This window comes from Isoptericola sp. NPDC057653 (assembly GCF_042799955.1).
Lineage (GTDB): Bacteria > Actinomycetota > Actinomycetes > Actinomycetales > Cellulomonadaceae > Isoptericola.
This window is the reverse complement of the sequence record NZ_JBHVHP010000002.1, coordinates 1,128,679-1,142,327: the sequence shown is the minus strand read 5'-3', so window position 1 is coordinate 1,142,327 and position 13,649 is coordinate 1,128,679. Positions and strand designations below refer to the sequence as shown.

10 protein-coding genes are annotated in these 13,649 nt (G+C 73.6%); 9 read left to right on the top strand and 1 reads right to left on the bottom strand.

The annotated features are described in order from the left end of the window. Positions 1 to 33 precede the first annotated feature (33 nt). From ACFU9A_RS16430 to ACFU9A_RS16405, 6 genes are all read left to right on the top strand, one after another. Positions 34 to 1,164, top strand: coding sequence for a 3-oxoacyl-[acyl-carrier-protein] synthase III C-terminal domain-containing protein (locus ACFU9A_RS16430; RefSeq protein ID WP_430576349.1), 1,131 nt, complete (start codon positions 34 to 36; stop codon positions 1,162 to 1,164). Continuing rightward, positions 1,161 to 1,892, top strand: coding sequence for an iron-containing redox enzyme family protein (locus tag ACFU9A_RS16425; protein WP_430576348.1), 732 nt, complete (start codon positions 1,161 to 1,163; stop codon positions 1,890 to 1,892). Before ACFU9A_RS16430 ends, ACFU9A_RS16425 begins: the two co-directional genes overlap by 4 nt. Further along, positions 1,892 to 2,722, top strand: a complete 831-nt coding sequence (locus ACFU9A_RS16420; RefSeq protein WP_430576347.1) for a DUF6999 family protein — start codon at positions 1,892 to 1,894, stop codon at positions 2,720 to 2,722. The genes ACFU9A_RS16425 and ACFU9A_RS16420 overlap by 1 nt, the downstream gene beginning before the upstream one ends. A gap of 131 nt (positions 2,723 to 2,853) precedes the next feature. Further along, complete coding sequence (locus ACFU9A_RS16415) at positions 2,854 to 6,228, top strand: S8 family serine peptidase (RefSeq protein ID WP_430576346.1); 3,375 nt, start codon at positions 2,854 to 2,856, stop codon at positions 6,226 to 6,228. A gap of 41 nt (positions 6,229 to 6,269) precedes the next feature. Next, the gene (locus ACFU9A_RS16410) at positions 6,270 to 7,211 is read left to right on the top strand and encodes a transcriptional regulator TrmB (RefSeq protein ID WP_430576345.1); all 942 of its coding nucleotides are present in this window, start codon (positions 6,270 to 6,272) and stop codon (positions 7,209 to 7,211) included. Between the two features lie 120 nt (positions 7,212 to 7,331). Next, a complete protein-coding gene (locus tag ACFU9A_RS16405; RefSeq protein WP_430576344.1) occupies positions 7,332 to 7,820 on the top strand; it encodes a pyridoxamine 5'-phosphate oxidase family protein in 489 nt (162 codons plus the stop codon). 47 nt (positions 7,821 to 7,867) lie between these two features. On the opposite strand, the gene ACFU9A_RS16400 is transcribed toward ACFU9A_RS16405, so the two are convergent. After that, on the bottom strand, positions 7,868 to 8,869 hold the full coding sequence (locus tag ACFU9A_RS16400) for a LacI family DNA-binding transcriptional regulator (protein WP_430576343.1): 1,002 nt from the start codon (positions 8,867 to 8,869) through the stop codon (positions 7,868 to 7,870). Positions 8,870 to 9,062: 193 nt separating this feature from the next. Here ACFU9A_RS16400 and ACFU9A_RS16395 point away from each other — a divergent pair, with 193 nt between their 5' ends. The 3 genes from ACFU9A_RS16395 (at position 9,063) to ACFU9A_RS16385 (ending at position 13,642) form a co-directional block, all read left to right on the top strand. Then, complete coding sequence (locus ACFU9A_RS16395) at positions 9,063 to 9,737, top strand: nucleoside/nucleotide kinase family protein (RefSeq protein ID WP_430576342.1); 675 nt, start codon at positions 9,063 to 9,065, stop codon at positions 9,735 to 9,737. Between the two features lie 47 nt (positions 9,738 to 9,784). After that, positions 9,785 to 11,590, top strand: a complete 1,806-nt coding sequence (locus ACFU9A_RS16390; RefSeq protein WP_430576341.1) for a hypothetical protein — start codon at positions 9,785 to 9,787, stop codon at positions 11,588 to 11,590. Positions 11,591 to 11,668: 78 nt separating this feature from the next. After that, on the top strand, positions 11,669 to 13,642 hold the full coding sequence (locus ACFU9A_RS16385) for an ABC transporter substrate-binding protein (RefSeq protein ID WP_430576340.1): 1,974 nt from the start codon (positions 11,669 to 11,671) through the stop codon (positions 13,640 to 13,642). Positions 13,643 to 13,649: the final 7 nt, after the last annotated feature.

Here is a 13,649-nt window from a genome sequence, read left to right as displayed (position 1 = left end):
ACACGACCGGGTCGGATGTGGCTGAATGACCCCATGCCAGCGACCGCGTACGTGACCGGCCTGGGCCGGTATCTCCCCGGCGAACCGGTAGCCAACGACGACGTGGCCAAGCGCCTCGGCGGCGTCGACCGGCGCACCGACGGGCTGCGCGCCCGCATCCAGCGCGCCAACGGCATCCGGCAGCGGTACTACGCGCTGGACGACGAGGGCCGCACCACCGAGCTGAACGAGGAGCTCGCCGTCCACGCGCTCGAGGACGCGCTGGCCGACCGGGGGATCGCCGCCTCCGACCTGGGCATGCTCGCCTGCGCCACGACGCAGGGGGACCTACTGGTGCCGGGCTTCGCGTCGATGGTGCACGGGCGGCTGGGCGGCGGCCCGATGCAGGTGCTGACGGCGAGCGGCGTGTGCGCGTCGAGCATCGCCGCGCTCGACGCGGCGGTGAGCAAGGTGCGGCTCGGCGACCACCCGCGGGCCGCGGTGGTGGGCTCGGAGCTGTCCAGCCGCTGGCTGCACCAGCGTCGCTTCGAGGGCGTCGAGGACCACCTGGACGCGCACTTCCTGCGGTGGATGCTGTCCGACGGCGCGGGCGCCGCGATCGTCGAGTTCCAGCCGCGCCCGGACAAGCCGTCGCTGCGGGTGGACTGGGTGCGGCAGGTCTCGCTCGCGCACGAGCACGAGGTCTGCATGCGCGCCGGCCTCGACGGGCCCACCGCCGTCGCAGGGCGGACCTGGCAGGACTACGACGACGTGGCCACCGCCGAGAAGGCCGGGCTGCTGCAGATCCGGCAGGAGACGGCCGTGCTCGACGAGCTCGCCGCGGCCGGGCTCGCGCAGTTCGAGGAGCTCGTCGACCGCGGCCTGATCGACCTCAAGAAGCTCGACCACGTGCTCTGCCACTACAGCACCAACGCGTTCCGCGACGTGGTGTTCGACGCGCTGAGCGCACGCGTCCCCGGCATGGACACGAGCCGTTGGTTCTCCAACCTGGAGACCTGCGGCAACACCGGCGCCGCGAGCATCTTCATCGCGCTGGAGGAGGCGTGGCGCACCGGGCGCTTCGCGCCGGGCGACACGATCCTCCTCGCCGTCCCCGAGTCCGGACGGTTCTCGTTCGGCTTCGCCCACCTGACCGTCGTCGCACCGCGAAGGAGCACCAGATGACCAGCACCGGGACCAGCACCGGGATCAGCACCGAGACCGTCGAGGGCTACCGCCCGCCCCAGCCGGACCGGGCCGCCGGGCTGCTCGCCCGGCTCTCCGACGTCTGGACGGACTTCGAGTCCCGGCTGGCCGAGGTGCCGATCCTGCGGGCGCTCGACGCCGGCGACGTGACGGTGGCCGACTACCAGCGGCTGCTGCACAACCTGCGCCAGCAGGTGGTCGACGGGTCGCTGTGGATCGCGCGGGCCGCCTCGAACTTCGACATGGACCACTTCGACCTGCGCTCGGCCGCCATCTCGCACGCGCTGGAGGAGCACCGCGACCACCTGCTCCTCGAGCGGGATTACGTCGCCGTGGGCGGCTCCCTCGAGGCGCTGCGCGCGGGGCGGAAGAACCTCGGCTCGCAGGCGCTGTCGGGCTACATGTTCCACGAGGCGAGCAAGCCGAACCCGGTCGGGTGCCTCGGCGCGATGTTCATCATCGAGGGCCTCGGCGCGCAGAAGGCGGGCGTGTGGGCCCGGCGGTTCCAGGAGGTGCTCGGGCTGGCGGACAACCAGGTGCACTTCATGGCCTACCACCAGGACGCCGACGCCGAGCACACCGGCATGCTCGACGCGATCCTCACGTCCGACCGGATCGACGACGACGCGGCGGACGCCATCGTCACCTGCGCGCGCGTGGTGGCCCGGCTTTATGTCATGCAGCTCACCGAGCTGGACGAGATCTGATGCCTGTGACGTCCGACCCGAGCATGTGGGAGGCGATCTACGCCGACCCCTCGGTCCCGCTCGACAAGCCGCTGGTGCGGATGATCATCGAGGACCAGCAGCGGCCCTCCCGGCGGCTGCTGTACCCGGTGGCACGGATCGTCTCCCGCGTGCTGGTGGCCGTGCTCTCGGTCGTGAAGCGGGTGGCGCCGGGCCGGTGGATGACGCTCGGCACCATGGACGCGCTGTGCCTGTGGTTCCTGCGCCGCTTCGTGTCGCCGGACGCCGTCGAGCTGCTGATCCGCCACTTCGTGGTGGAGACCAACCTGGTGAACTTCATCATCCGCAACACCCCGGCCGCCATCGAGCCGGTCACCCTCCGGCCGACGACGCTGTCCGGGCTGGGCGACAACGCGGTCGTCGAGCACGACGTCAACGTCTACGACGTGCTCATCGCGCTCGACGGCGTGGCGATCGCGGCGCCCGAGCGCCTGAACTTCGCCCAGCTCGACGTGCCCGCCATCGATCCGGAACGACGTCGCCGCCGGCTGCTGCGCCTCGACATCCAGACGGCCCTGTGCCTGATGAACATCCCGTTCTGCATCGCGCTGAACCTGGAGGAGTTCCGCCGCGCGATCCACTCGCTGCGCTTCGACGACTCCTTCCTCAGCATCCTCGCCGTGCTGACCGACGACGAGACGTTCGAGCACTGGAAGATGGGCGCCCTGAGCCTCTGGATGGACACCAACGTGGACGTCCCCCAGCTGGTCTACCGGCACGCGCTGGTGTGCGAGTACGCCCACGCCCACCTGGTCTCGATCGCGCAGCGGCGGGGAGAGGGAGGGCAGTAGCCGCACGACGAGCCCCAAGGGCGATGGCGACAAGTCGCCATGACGACTTGTCGCCCGGCGCCGGAGCGGACAGGGGGCGCCGGCCGGTGTGAGGGTGTTCGGGACAACCATCCACCGGCAGGAAGTGCACGATGACCTCACCATCTCGGGCCTCACGGAGGCTCCTGGCCTCCGCCGCATCTTTCACCGTTGCCCTCGGGATCCTCGGCGGCACGGGCGCCGCCGCAGCGCCGCCCGACGACTCCCGCGACGCACTCCTCGGCAGCACCGACGCTCCCGGGTCCGCGACCGTCACCCTCATCACCGGCGACCGCGCGGTCGTCACCTTCGGCGCGAAGGGCGTCCCGTCGGCCGTGCTGCAGACCGACGAGCCCTACCTGACGTGGACGGACGGGGAGGCGCTGTACGTGGTCCCGCGCGCCGTCCAGCCGCTGGTCGACGACGGCACGCTGGACCGCGCGCTGTTCGACGTCGCCGGGCTGGTCGCGGCGGGGTACGACGACGCGGCGCGCGACGACATCCCGCTGATCGTCGAGGGCGCCGTGCCGCGCACGCGCGGGGTGGCCGACGGCCGGGAGCTCACCTCGATCGGCGCGACGGCCACGACCGTCGCCAAGGAGTCCGGCGACGACCTGGTGGCCCAGCTGCTCCGCGCCCGCGGCGGCGGCGACCGCCGCATCTGGCTCGACGCGCCGGTCGAGGGCTTCGGCCTGAACTCGGGCACGGGCGTCGAGCAGACCGGCGCGCCGGAGGCGTGGACCGCGGGGTTCACGGGCCAGGGCAGCACGGTGGCCGTCCTGGACACCGGCGCGGACCTGTCCCACCCCGACCTCGCCGACCAGGTCGTGCTGACGCGCGACTTCACCGGCGAGGGCGAGGACGCGACGGACGTGGTCGACCGGGAGGGCCACGGGACGCACGTGGCGTCCACGGTGGCGGGCACCGGCGCGGCCGACGGCGGCGCGAGCCGGGGCATGGCGCCCGACGCCGACCTGCTCGTCGGCAAGGTGCTCGGCCGGACGGGCGGCCAGTCGTCCTGGATCATCGCCGGCATGGAGTGGGCGGTCCAGCAGGACGCCGACGTGGTGAACATGAGCCTCGGCTCCTCCCAGCCCACCGACTGCACCGACCCCATCGCGCAGTCGCTGGAGAGCCTCAGCGACGAGGCCGTGTTCGTCGTGGCGGCCGGCAACGACGGCGCCCGCGAGTCGGTGTCGTCGCCCGGGTGCTCCGAGGGCGCGCTGACCGTCGGGGCCGTGGACGCGAGCTCGGAGCTGGCGTACTTCTCCAGCCGCGGCCCGACCTCCGTCGGCCACGCGATCAAGCCCGACCTCACCGCGCCGGGCGTCGACATCCGCGGCGCCGCCTACGACAGCTGGGGCGACATCTCCTACACGACGATGTCGGGCACCTCGATGGCCACGCCGCACGTCGCGGGCGCCGCCGCCCTGCTCCGGCAGGCGCACCCCGCGTGGAGCCCCGACCGCATCCGGTCGGCGCTCACGTCCGGCGTGAAGCCCGACGCCGACGGGACCGCGTACGAGTCGGGCGCCGGCGAGCTCGACGTCGCCGGCTCGATCGACGCTCCCGTGCTCGCCACGACGGGCCAGGAGCTGGCCGGCTTCGCCTGGCCGCACCACGGGCGCGAGCGCGCGACGGGGCACGTCAGCTACACCAACGTGACGAGCAAGCCGATCACGCTCAGCTTCAGCGTCGCCGAGCGGTACGGGGCCGACGGCCGGAAGGTGCCGGCGGACCTGTTCCGGCTGGGCGTCCGGCGCGCCACGGTCGCGCCGAAGCAGACCCTGCGGGTCCCGGTGACGGTGAGCGACCAGGACCGCGGCCTCGACCCGGCGTCGTACGGCGGGATCAGCGCCCGCATCACCGCGACGTCCCGGGGCGAGGTCGTCGCCACGAGCACGGTGGGCTACTGGCTCGAGCCGGAGAGCGCCGACCTGACCGTCAACGTCCTGGACCGGGACGGGAAGCCGGCGACCTGGGGGTCGGTGACGCTCTTCCAGCTCGACCGCTCCACGGCGGCGGCCCCGGCGGTCGACGGCCAGCCCATCACCGAGCGGCTGCTGACCGGGCGCGTGTCCGTCAACGCCCTGGTCAGGACCGACTCGACGAGCGAGTGGAGCTACCTGAGCATCCCCGAGCTCGTCCTCGACGGGGACCGCACGGTGACCCTGGACGCCCGCGACGCCGAGCCGGTCACGGTGCGCACGGACGCGCCCTCCGTCGCCGGCAGCGCGTCGATGTCCTACGCGCGGACGACGGCCGACTCCTGGTACGTCGGCGCGACGGCGTACGCGAGGACGAAGGGCGACGACCCGGTGCGGATGTCCGCACTGCCGACGTCGGGCCGCGTCACGAGCGGCGAGGCCGGCTTCGGCACCTACTGGCGCCTGTTCGAGCCGGGCGTGCCGCGCGCCGAGAGCGACTACGTCTACAACGTGGCCTTCGACGAGCAGGGCGGCGTCGCCGAGGACCAGCGGCACCGCGTCCGGGACCGCAGGCTCGCCGCGGTCGAGGAGACCTGGTGGGCGCAGCGCGTCGGCCACACCTTCCTCGACTCCGTCCACACGACCGACCCGCTGACCGGCGAGCTCCGGTACGCCGGGAGCGGCGGCGACGACGTCGCGGCCCCGGGCACCCGGACCGCCTGGTACCAGGCGGGGCGCCCCTGGCGGCAGTCGGCCTCCAGCCGCGTGTTCTTCTCGGAGGCGATCTACGGTGCCGAGCGGACCTACGCACCGGGGGAGCGCACCGCCACCGACTGGTACCGCGGCCTGTCCGCGACCGCGATGGCGCGCACCGTCGACGGCAGGCCGGGCCGCGTGGCCGAGCGCCAGGCGAACCTCGTCGGGATGGCGTTCCCGCACTGGAAGGACTCCGAGGGGCGGGTCGGCGACGGCGGCTTCGGCGACGTCGGCAACGCCGAGCTCTTCGTCGACGGGACCTCCCTGGGCCGCCGGGCGTTCCCGTCGGGCCAGTGGGAGGTGCCCGCCGAGGAGGGCCGCTTCGAGGCGGTCATCAACCAGTTCTCCTTCCAGTCGCCGGCCTTCTGGGAGCTGGGTCGGCAGTCGTGGACCAAGTTCGGCTTCCGGTCGGCGCGACCGGACGCCGCCGGCGAGCAGGTGGACGCGCTGCCGATCATGCTGCCGGTGTACGACGCCGAGGTGGACGGCCTCCAGCTGGCGCCCGCGACGGCCGGCTACCCGGTCGGGATCGACTTCCTCGGGCAGGAGGGCCACGACCTCGCCGACGTCACGGACGTCCGCGTGCAGGTGAGCTACGACGAGGCCATGACCAGCGCGGGCGCCTACCCGGGCGACCGTTACACCTGGACCGACGTCCCCGTCGAGCGGCGGGGCGGCCGGTGGGTCGCGACCGTCGACAACACCCCGGCGGCCGGCGGCCAGGTGTCGCTCCACGTGACCGCGACCGCGGAGGACGGGACGTCGGTGGAGCAGTACGCCATGCACGTGTACCTCGTCGAGTGAGACTGCCCCTCGCGGCCGCGGCTACGACATACTCGTGGACCGTGGAGCTCGAGGCGCTCGGCATCGGCCGCGACCAGGAGGCGGTCTACCGCACCCTGGTCGCGGCCGGCCCGGCGTCCGAGGCGGACCTGCGCACCCACGACGTCGTGGCCGGGACGCGGCTCGAGGCGGTGCTGGCCGACCTCCTCGACGCCGGGCTGCTCGTCCGCGAGGGAGGGCGGTTCCGCGCGTCGCCGCCGGAGCTCGCGCTCCGCTCCCTGGTGGTGCGCCGCCGCAGCGAGCTCGGCCGTGCCGAGAACGCCCTCGCCGAGCTCACGGAGCTGTTCCGGGTGTCCTCGGCCGGGTCGATGCGGGACATGGTCGAGGTGCTGACGGGGGCCGACGCCGTCCGCCAGCGGTTCGTCCAGCTCCAGCACGCCGCCACCACCTCGGTCCGCGCCTTCGTGCGCGCCGACCCGCTCGTGCTCACCGCGGAGGAGAACCCGGCCGAGGACGAGGCCGTGCGGCGGGGTGTCGCCTACCAGGTCATCCTCGAGCGCGGCGCGCTCGAGGGGCCGGGCGCCCTGGCCCTGATCGAGGAGAGCGTCGCCGCGGGCGAGGAGGTGCGGCGCGTCGACTCCCTTCCCCTGCGGATGCTGATCGTGGACGACGACCTCGCCCTCGTGCCGCTCGCGGCGAGCGGCGAGACCGGGGCCGTCGCCGTCCGGCGCAGCGGGCTGCTCGACGCCCTCGTCGCGCTGTTCGACCAGTACTGGGCGCGGGCCGTCCCGGTCGTGGGGGAGCGGGTGGCCGGCGAGGCCGAGCTCGACGGCAGGATCGTGTCGCTGCTGCTCCAGGGGTACGGCGACCGCTCGGTCGCGGCCCAGCTCGACGTCTCGCCGCGCACCGTCCAGCGGCGGATCCGTGCGCTGATGGACGAGGCCGGGGTGAACACGCGCATGCAGCTCGGCCACGCCATCGGCCGCCGGAGGGGCGAGGACTAGCCGTTCCTGCGGGCCGGCGCCCGGTGCGTCGTCCCCCCCGCGCGATGTCGAGGACGGGCACCCGGCTCCGTCCCCGGGGTGAGGGCGGCGACCGGCGCCGCCCGATGGGAGGATCGCCCGATGGACCAGCACGACATCGACGCCGAGCTCGCCGCGGCGGCAGACCTGCTCGGCTCGCCGTCGGCGGCGCACCTCGCGTACGTCGCGCAGGACGGGACGCCGCGCGTCGTCCCGGTCGGCTTCTTCTGGACGGGCCAGGAGCTCGTCGTCTCGACGGCGGAGACGGCGCCGAAGGTCGCGGCGCTCGTGGCGCGGCCGGACGTCGCGCTGACGCTGGACGCCGACGTGCCGGGCGCGGGCGCCCGGTCGCTGTCCGTGCGCGGGCGCGCGGAGATCCGCGTCGTCGACGGCGTGGTCGAGGAGTACCTGGCCGCCGCGCGCAAGGGGATGGCCGGCGAGGAGTACGAGCAGTTCGCGGCCGCCTGTCGCGGGCTGTACGACCGGATGGCGCGCATCGCGGTCCGGCCGCGCTGGGCGCGCTATTACGACTTCGGCGCGGGCCGGGTGCCGCGGTTCCTGCAGGAGCTCGCGGAGCGCAGCGCCATGTAGGTCCGGGCGGCCGGCACGCGGGACGGCGCGCCGGGTCAGTGCCCGACCTAGGCCCGAGGCGGTGCGACGGACGCGCGCTCGACCGGCGGGCAGGTGACGGTGACGCGCCCGCGGGGCTCGTCGTCGAGGAGCGCGTCGAGCGCGAGCGCCCCGATCTCGAAGTGGGGGAGCGCGACGGTGGTGAGGGGCGGGTGGAGCTCTGCCGCCAGCGCCTCCTGGTCGTCGTAGCCGACCAGGCTGACGTCGTCGGGCACGGCCAGGCCGCGCTCCCGGAGCAGGAGCAGGGCGCCGAGGGCCATGCGGTCGTTCCCGCACACCACCGCGGTGTAGCGGTGCCGGTCGAAGGCCTCGGCCGCGAGGTCGTAGCCGCGCCGGGTCGAGTAGTCGCCGTGGACCCGGTCGATCGACGCGGCGCCGATCCCCAGCTCGGCCGCGGCGTCGTCGAGCCCTCGCTCCCGCTCGATGGTGGCCCACTCCTCGGGGGTGCCGCCGAGGAAGAGGACGTCGCGGTGCCCGGCGTCGAGGACGGCGCGTGCGGCGCGGTAGCCCCCCGCCCGCTCGTCGGGGAGGACCTCGGCCCGCACGTCGCCCGCGGTCTCGGCGTCCACCGGCCAGCAGCTGGAGAAGGCGGTGCGCACGCTGCGGTCGATGGCGGGGGTGCGCACGCCCAGCGCGGCGGGCGACGCGAAGAGGAGTCCGGCGACGCCGCGGTCGAGGAGGCTCGCCACGGCGTCGGCGCCGTGGTCGGGCTCGTCGGCGACGTCGACGACCATGCACACGTGCCCGCGGGCGCGGGCCGCGTTCTGGATCCCGAGGAGGGTGCGCCCGGCGAACGGGTGCGACGCGATGCCGTACGAGACGACGCCGACGGTCGTGGACCGGGCGAGCTTGAGCTCCTGCGCCGCACGGTTGAGGCGATAGCCGAGCTCCCCGGCGGCGTCGAGGATGCGCTGCCGGGTGGCGGCGGCGACGGGGATGTCCGTCCGGTCGTTGAGGACGAACGACACGGTGGCCTGGGAGACGCCCGCGAGCCGGGCGACGTCGACCATGCGCGGCCGTCCGGTGCGTGTCGCCGCGCCGCTGTCCCGATCTGCCGCCTGATCTCGCATGTCAGCAGTGTACGGGCGACTCAATACGAATTGCCTTATACGTATTGACCCTCCGGAGCGCCCTGTGCTTCACTCGTCCGCGGCGCCGGTCAAAACGTATTGACCGCGACTCACGAAGGAGTGGTTCCGAGCGATGACCTCGATGACGGGTGAGGCGGGACACGTCGTCCTGCCGGACGACGCGGGCGCACGGCTGCGCGCGCTGCGCCGGGCGGACCGCACGCCGCTGCTCGGGCTCGCCGGCCCGCCCGGCGCGGGCAAGTCGACCGTCGCCGACGCCCTGGCGCGGCAGGCGGAGGCCGACGGGATGCGCGCGGTCGTCGTGCCCATGGACGGCTTCCACCTCGCGAACCCGGTGCTCGACGCGCTCGGCCGCCGCGGCCGCAAGGGCGCGCCCGACACGTTCGACGTCGCCGGGTACGTGGCGCTGCTGCGCCGGCTGCGGGCCCCGGGCCGTCCCGTCGTGTACGCGCCAGCGTTCGACCGCGGGCTCGACGCCGGCCTGGCCGGCGCGGTCGCGGTGGCGCCGGACGTCGCCCTCGTGATCACCGAGGGGAACTACCTGCTGCACGACGACGGCGGGTGGCGGGACGTCGCGCCCGAGCTCGACGCGGTGTGGTGGGTCGGCTGCGACGACACCGAGCGGCGCCGCCGCCTCGTCGACCGGCACCAGCACCTGGGCCGCAGCCCGCGGGACGCCGCCGCGTTCGTCGCGGAGAGCGACGAGGCGAACGCCCGGCTCGTGGGCCCGGGCGCCGCCCGAGCGTCGTACGTCGTGACCACAGGCCGCGCCGCCGGCCCGGCGTGACCGCTCCGCCGCCAGCACCCCTGAACGTCCTCCCCGGAAAGGCAGTCATGACGACCACCGCACACCCGCCCGCACCGAGCACCGCACCGAGCACGGCACCGAGCACCGCGCTCAGCACCGCGCCGAGCGCCGCACCGACGACTGCACGCAGCGGCGCCGCGCGGCCGGGCGCGGGCCTCTGGACGGAGCTGGACGACGCGTTCGAGCTCGCCGCCGACGGCACGACGGTCTCCAGCGCGGCCAAGGGGGCGGGGGCCCAAGGAACGGCGCGGTCGCGGCCGCTGCTCGTGTCGCGCCGGTACCTCGCCTACTCGATCGCCGGCACGGACTTCGAGCGGCACACGTGCCTCGACGTCGTCGTCGGCGACGAGGTGGTGCGCTCGGACACGGGGCGCGGCACCGACCACCCGCGGCCGGCCACGTTCGACCTCGGGCCGTGGCTCGGCCGCGAGGTGCGGCTCGTCGTGCGCGACGGGTCCGGCGAGCAGGGGTGGGTCACCGTCGGCGACGTGGCGTTCACCGACCGCCCCGCGGGCGCGGCGCCGGCCGAGCTCTACCGCGAGGCCCTGCGGCCGGCGTTCCACTTCACCGCCCGGCAGTGGACGATGGACCGCCCGGACCCGGTCGAGCGCCAGGAGGGCTGGCTCAACGACCTCAACGGCCTCGTGGTGGTCGACGGCGAGTACCACCTGTTCGCCCAGCGGTGGAACAAGTGCTGGATCCACGCCGTGAGCACGGACCTCGTGCACTGGACGGAGCTGCCGCCGGCCTTCTTCGAGGAGGACCTCGGCGCCGGGGTGCAGTCCGGCACCTGCGTGGTCGACGTCGACAACACCTCCGGGCTGGGCACCGCCGACGGCGCCGCGCCGATGGTGGCGTTCTGGTCGGGCGCCGACAACCTCTCCCAGTGCGTCTCGTACAGCCTGGACCGCGGCCGCACCTGGACGCACTACGACGGCAACCCGATCATGCTCCGCGGCGAGCGCGACCCGATGGTCTTCCGGGACCACCGGCGCGACCGGTGGTGCATGGTGCTCTACGCCGAGCAGCGCTACGAGCTGCTCGTCTCGGCGGACCTGCTGCGCTGGGAGCCGGTGGGCGACCTCGGCGAAGGCTTCGAGTGCCCCGACTTCTTCGAGCTGCCCCTCGAGGGCACCGACGAGACCCGCTGGGTGCTCGTCCGCGGCGACGGGCACTACTCGGTCGGGTCGTTCGACGGGACGTCGTTCGCCCCCGAGACGGACGAGCTCGTCGTCGACGGGAGCTTCAGCTTCTACGCCACGCAGAGCTGGGACGCCTCCACCGAGGGCGCGCCGCGCCGGGTCCAGGCCGCGTGGATGCGCGGCAGCGTGTTCCCGCGCATGCCGTTTAACCAGCAGGTCAGCGTCCCGTGCGACCTCACGCTGCGGCCCACCGCCCACGGCCCGCGCCTGCACCGCACGCCCGTGCCGGAGCTCGCCGCGCTGGAGCGCCGGCACCACGACGTGCCGGCGCGGACGCTGGCCCCGGGCGAGGCCTGGTCGGCGTCGTACGGCACCGGGGCGCTGCGCCTCCGGGCCGAGGTCGACGTGGCGGACGGCGGTCGCCTCGAGCTCGACCTGTGCGGCCGCCGGGTCGTCGTCGAGCGGGACCGGATCGTCGTCGACGGCGAGGAGCAACCCACCCTCACCCCGGTCCGCCGGCTCGACGTCCTGCTGGACGTCGCGTCGATCGAGGTGTTCGCGAACGACGGCGAGGCGTCCCTGACCGTGTACGGGCTCGCGGGGCCGCCGACGCTGCGCGCCACCGCGCGCGGCGCGGACGTCGTCGTCGCCTCCGCCCAGGTCGCCGAGCTCGACCCGATCTGGCACTGACCGCACCACCCGCATGAACCGGCCGGCACCGCTGCCGCCCCGGAACGACTCGTTCGCACCGATGGAGGTGGGAAGGACATGCACCGCACGCCGCAGGTCACCAGGCGGCAGTTCACCCTGGGATCTCTCGCCGCGATCATGCTGCCGCTCGCGGGCTGCAGCCTGACGTCCGAGATCCCGCAGGATCTCCCGAGCTACGACCCGAAGGAGAAGTCGCCCCGCGGCTTCGTCGAACCGCCGTTCCTGCGGGAGCGGGTCGCGGCGGGCGAGCTGCCGCCGATCGACGAACGCCTCCCCGAGGACTGCTTCGTCGTCGGGAGCGGCACCCTGCTGCAGCCCCGGTACGGGGAGTGGCGCGACGGCCGCTACGGCGGCACGATCCGCAACACCCCGACGTCCCCGACCGGGAACCTCAACCTCGCGACCGGCAGCACGATCCTGCGCTCGCCCAGCCAGACGACCGACCAGGCGATGCCGAACGTCGTCAGCGGGTTCCACGCCTCCGACGACATGCGGACCTTCGCCTTCACGCTGCGCAAGGGGCTGCGCTGGTCGGACGGCACCCCGGTCACCACCGAGGACGTGCGGTTCCTGTTCGAGGACCTCTACCGGCACCCGGACTCCAACACCCCTTTCCCCACCGACCTCTACACCCAGCGGGACACCCGGCTGGCCCCGGCCGAGCTGCGCGTCCTCGACGACCTGCGGTTCGAGCTCGGGTTCGAGGCCCCGTACGGCCAGTTCGTCGCGGCCCTGCACAGCTGGATCCCGACGGTCAGCATGCTCTTCGTCGCGTCGCACCACCTCAAGCGGTACCACGGCGACTACGCGGACCCCGCCGCGCTCCAGCAGGAGCTCGACGCCGCCGGAGCGTCGTCGTGGGGCGAGCTCATGACGATGAAGAACCTGCCGTCGTGGTCGTCGGGCGAGGCCGACGCGCTCGGCCTGCCGGTCCTCAACGCCTGGGTGCTCACCGAGGTCAAGGAGACGAGCCGCGTCTTCGAGCGCAACCCCTACTTCTGGCACGTCGACTCCAGCGGGCAGCAGCTGCCCTACGCGGACTCGGTCGTCAACTACATCGTGGTCGACGACGACGCCCTGCTGCGGGCCGTCATGGACGGGCAGGTGACGGTCGCCGCGGGGGACAACGTGACCCTCAACAACATGGCCGTGTACACGCAGAGCGGCGAGCACGCCGACACCCGCGTGTTCCTCACCCACTCGTTCAACTTCCCGCCGCTGCTCTTCCTCAACCACGACTTCCGGCACGACGCCCCGGACGACCCGTGGCAGCAGCTCGTGGCCGACCCGGACTCCCGGTTCGGGCGGGCGCTGTCGCTCGCCATCGACCCGGCGGCGATCAACAGCTCCGTCTACTTCGGCCTGCACGGCGAGCCGATGCTCAACAGCGCCGAGCACGACCCGGAGAAGGCGCGGACGATCCTCGACCAGGTCGGCATGGACGAGGTCGACGACAAGGGCTACCGCCTCGGGCCCGACGGCAAGGCCTTCACCTTCGCCATCACGTTCCCCACGATCGCCCTCGACTTCGCGCCCGTCGCGGAGCTGGTGCGGTCCCAGCTCGAGGACGTGGGGCTGCGCGTCACCATCAAGGGCGTCGACGACGGCCTGTTCGGCCAGCTCGTGTCGGACAACGCGGTGATGGCCTCCATCCACTGGAACGACGGCGCCGGCTGGTCCACGGGGATCTCCAACGACTACATGCCCAACGAGAAGGGCGCCTGGTCGCCCGAGACGTGGGCGTACGTGCAGTCGAAGGGCGACCAGGGGCGCAAGCCGCCGGCGTACATCCAGGAGTTCTACGACATCGCGAGCCGGCGCACCGAGCACCCGCCCGCGTCGCCCGCGGGCAAGGACGCGTACGAGCAGCTCATGGGCTGGCTCATGGACCACTACGCCTTCATCCCGACGACCGGCCTGCGGGTCAAGCCGAACGTGGCGAAGAACGGCATCGCGAACCTGCCCGGTGCCGGCGCCCCGTTCGAGCTCGACACCATCCTCAACCTGGAAGGGATCTGGTTCGAACGATGACGTCCAC

Bases quoted from the DNA above. Each gene is read 5' to 3' on its own strand.
- ACFU9A_RS16430 (WP_430576349.1), top strand. From the start codon at position 34: ATGCCAGCGACCGCGTACGTGACCGGCCTGGGCCGGTATCTCCCCGGC.
- ACFU9A_RS16425 (WP_430576348.1), top strand. From the start codon at position 1,161: ATGACCAGCACCGGGACCAGCACCGGGATCAGCACCGAGACCGTCGAG.
- ACFU9A_RS16420 (WP_430576347.1), top strand. From the start codon at position 1,892: ATGCCTGTGACGTCCGACCCGAGCATGTGGGAGGCGATCTACGCCGAC.
- ACFU9A_RS16415 (WP_430576346.1), top strand. From the start codon at position 2,854: ATGACCTCACCATCTCGGGCCTCACGGAGGCTCCTGGCCTCCGCCGCA.
- ACFU9A_RS16405 (WP_430576344.1), top strand. From the start codon at position 7,332: ATGGACCAGCACGACATCGACGCCGAGCTCGCCGCGGCGGCAGACCTG.
- ACFU9A_RS16400 (WP_430576343.1), bottom strand. From the start codon at position 8,869: ATGGTCGACGTCGCCCGGCTCGCGGGCGTCTCCCAGGCCACCGTGTCG.
- ACFU9A_RS16395 (WP_430576342.1), top strand. From the start codon at position 9,063: ATGACCTCGATGACGGGTGAGGCGGGACACGTCGTCCTGCCGGACGAC.
- ACFU9A_RS16390 (WP_430576341.1), top strand. From the start codon at position 9,785: ATGACGACCACCGCACACCCGCCCGCACCGAGCACCGCACCGAGCACG.
- ACFU9A_RS16385 (WP_430576340.1), top strand. From the start codon at position 11,669: ATGCACCGCACGCCGCAGGTCACCAGGCGGCAGTTCACCCTGGGATCT.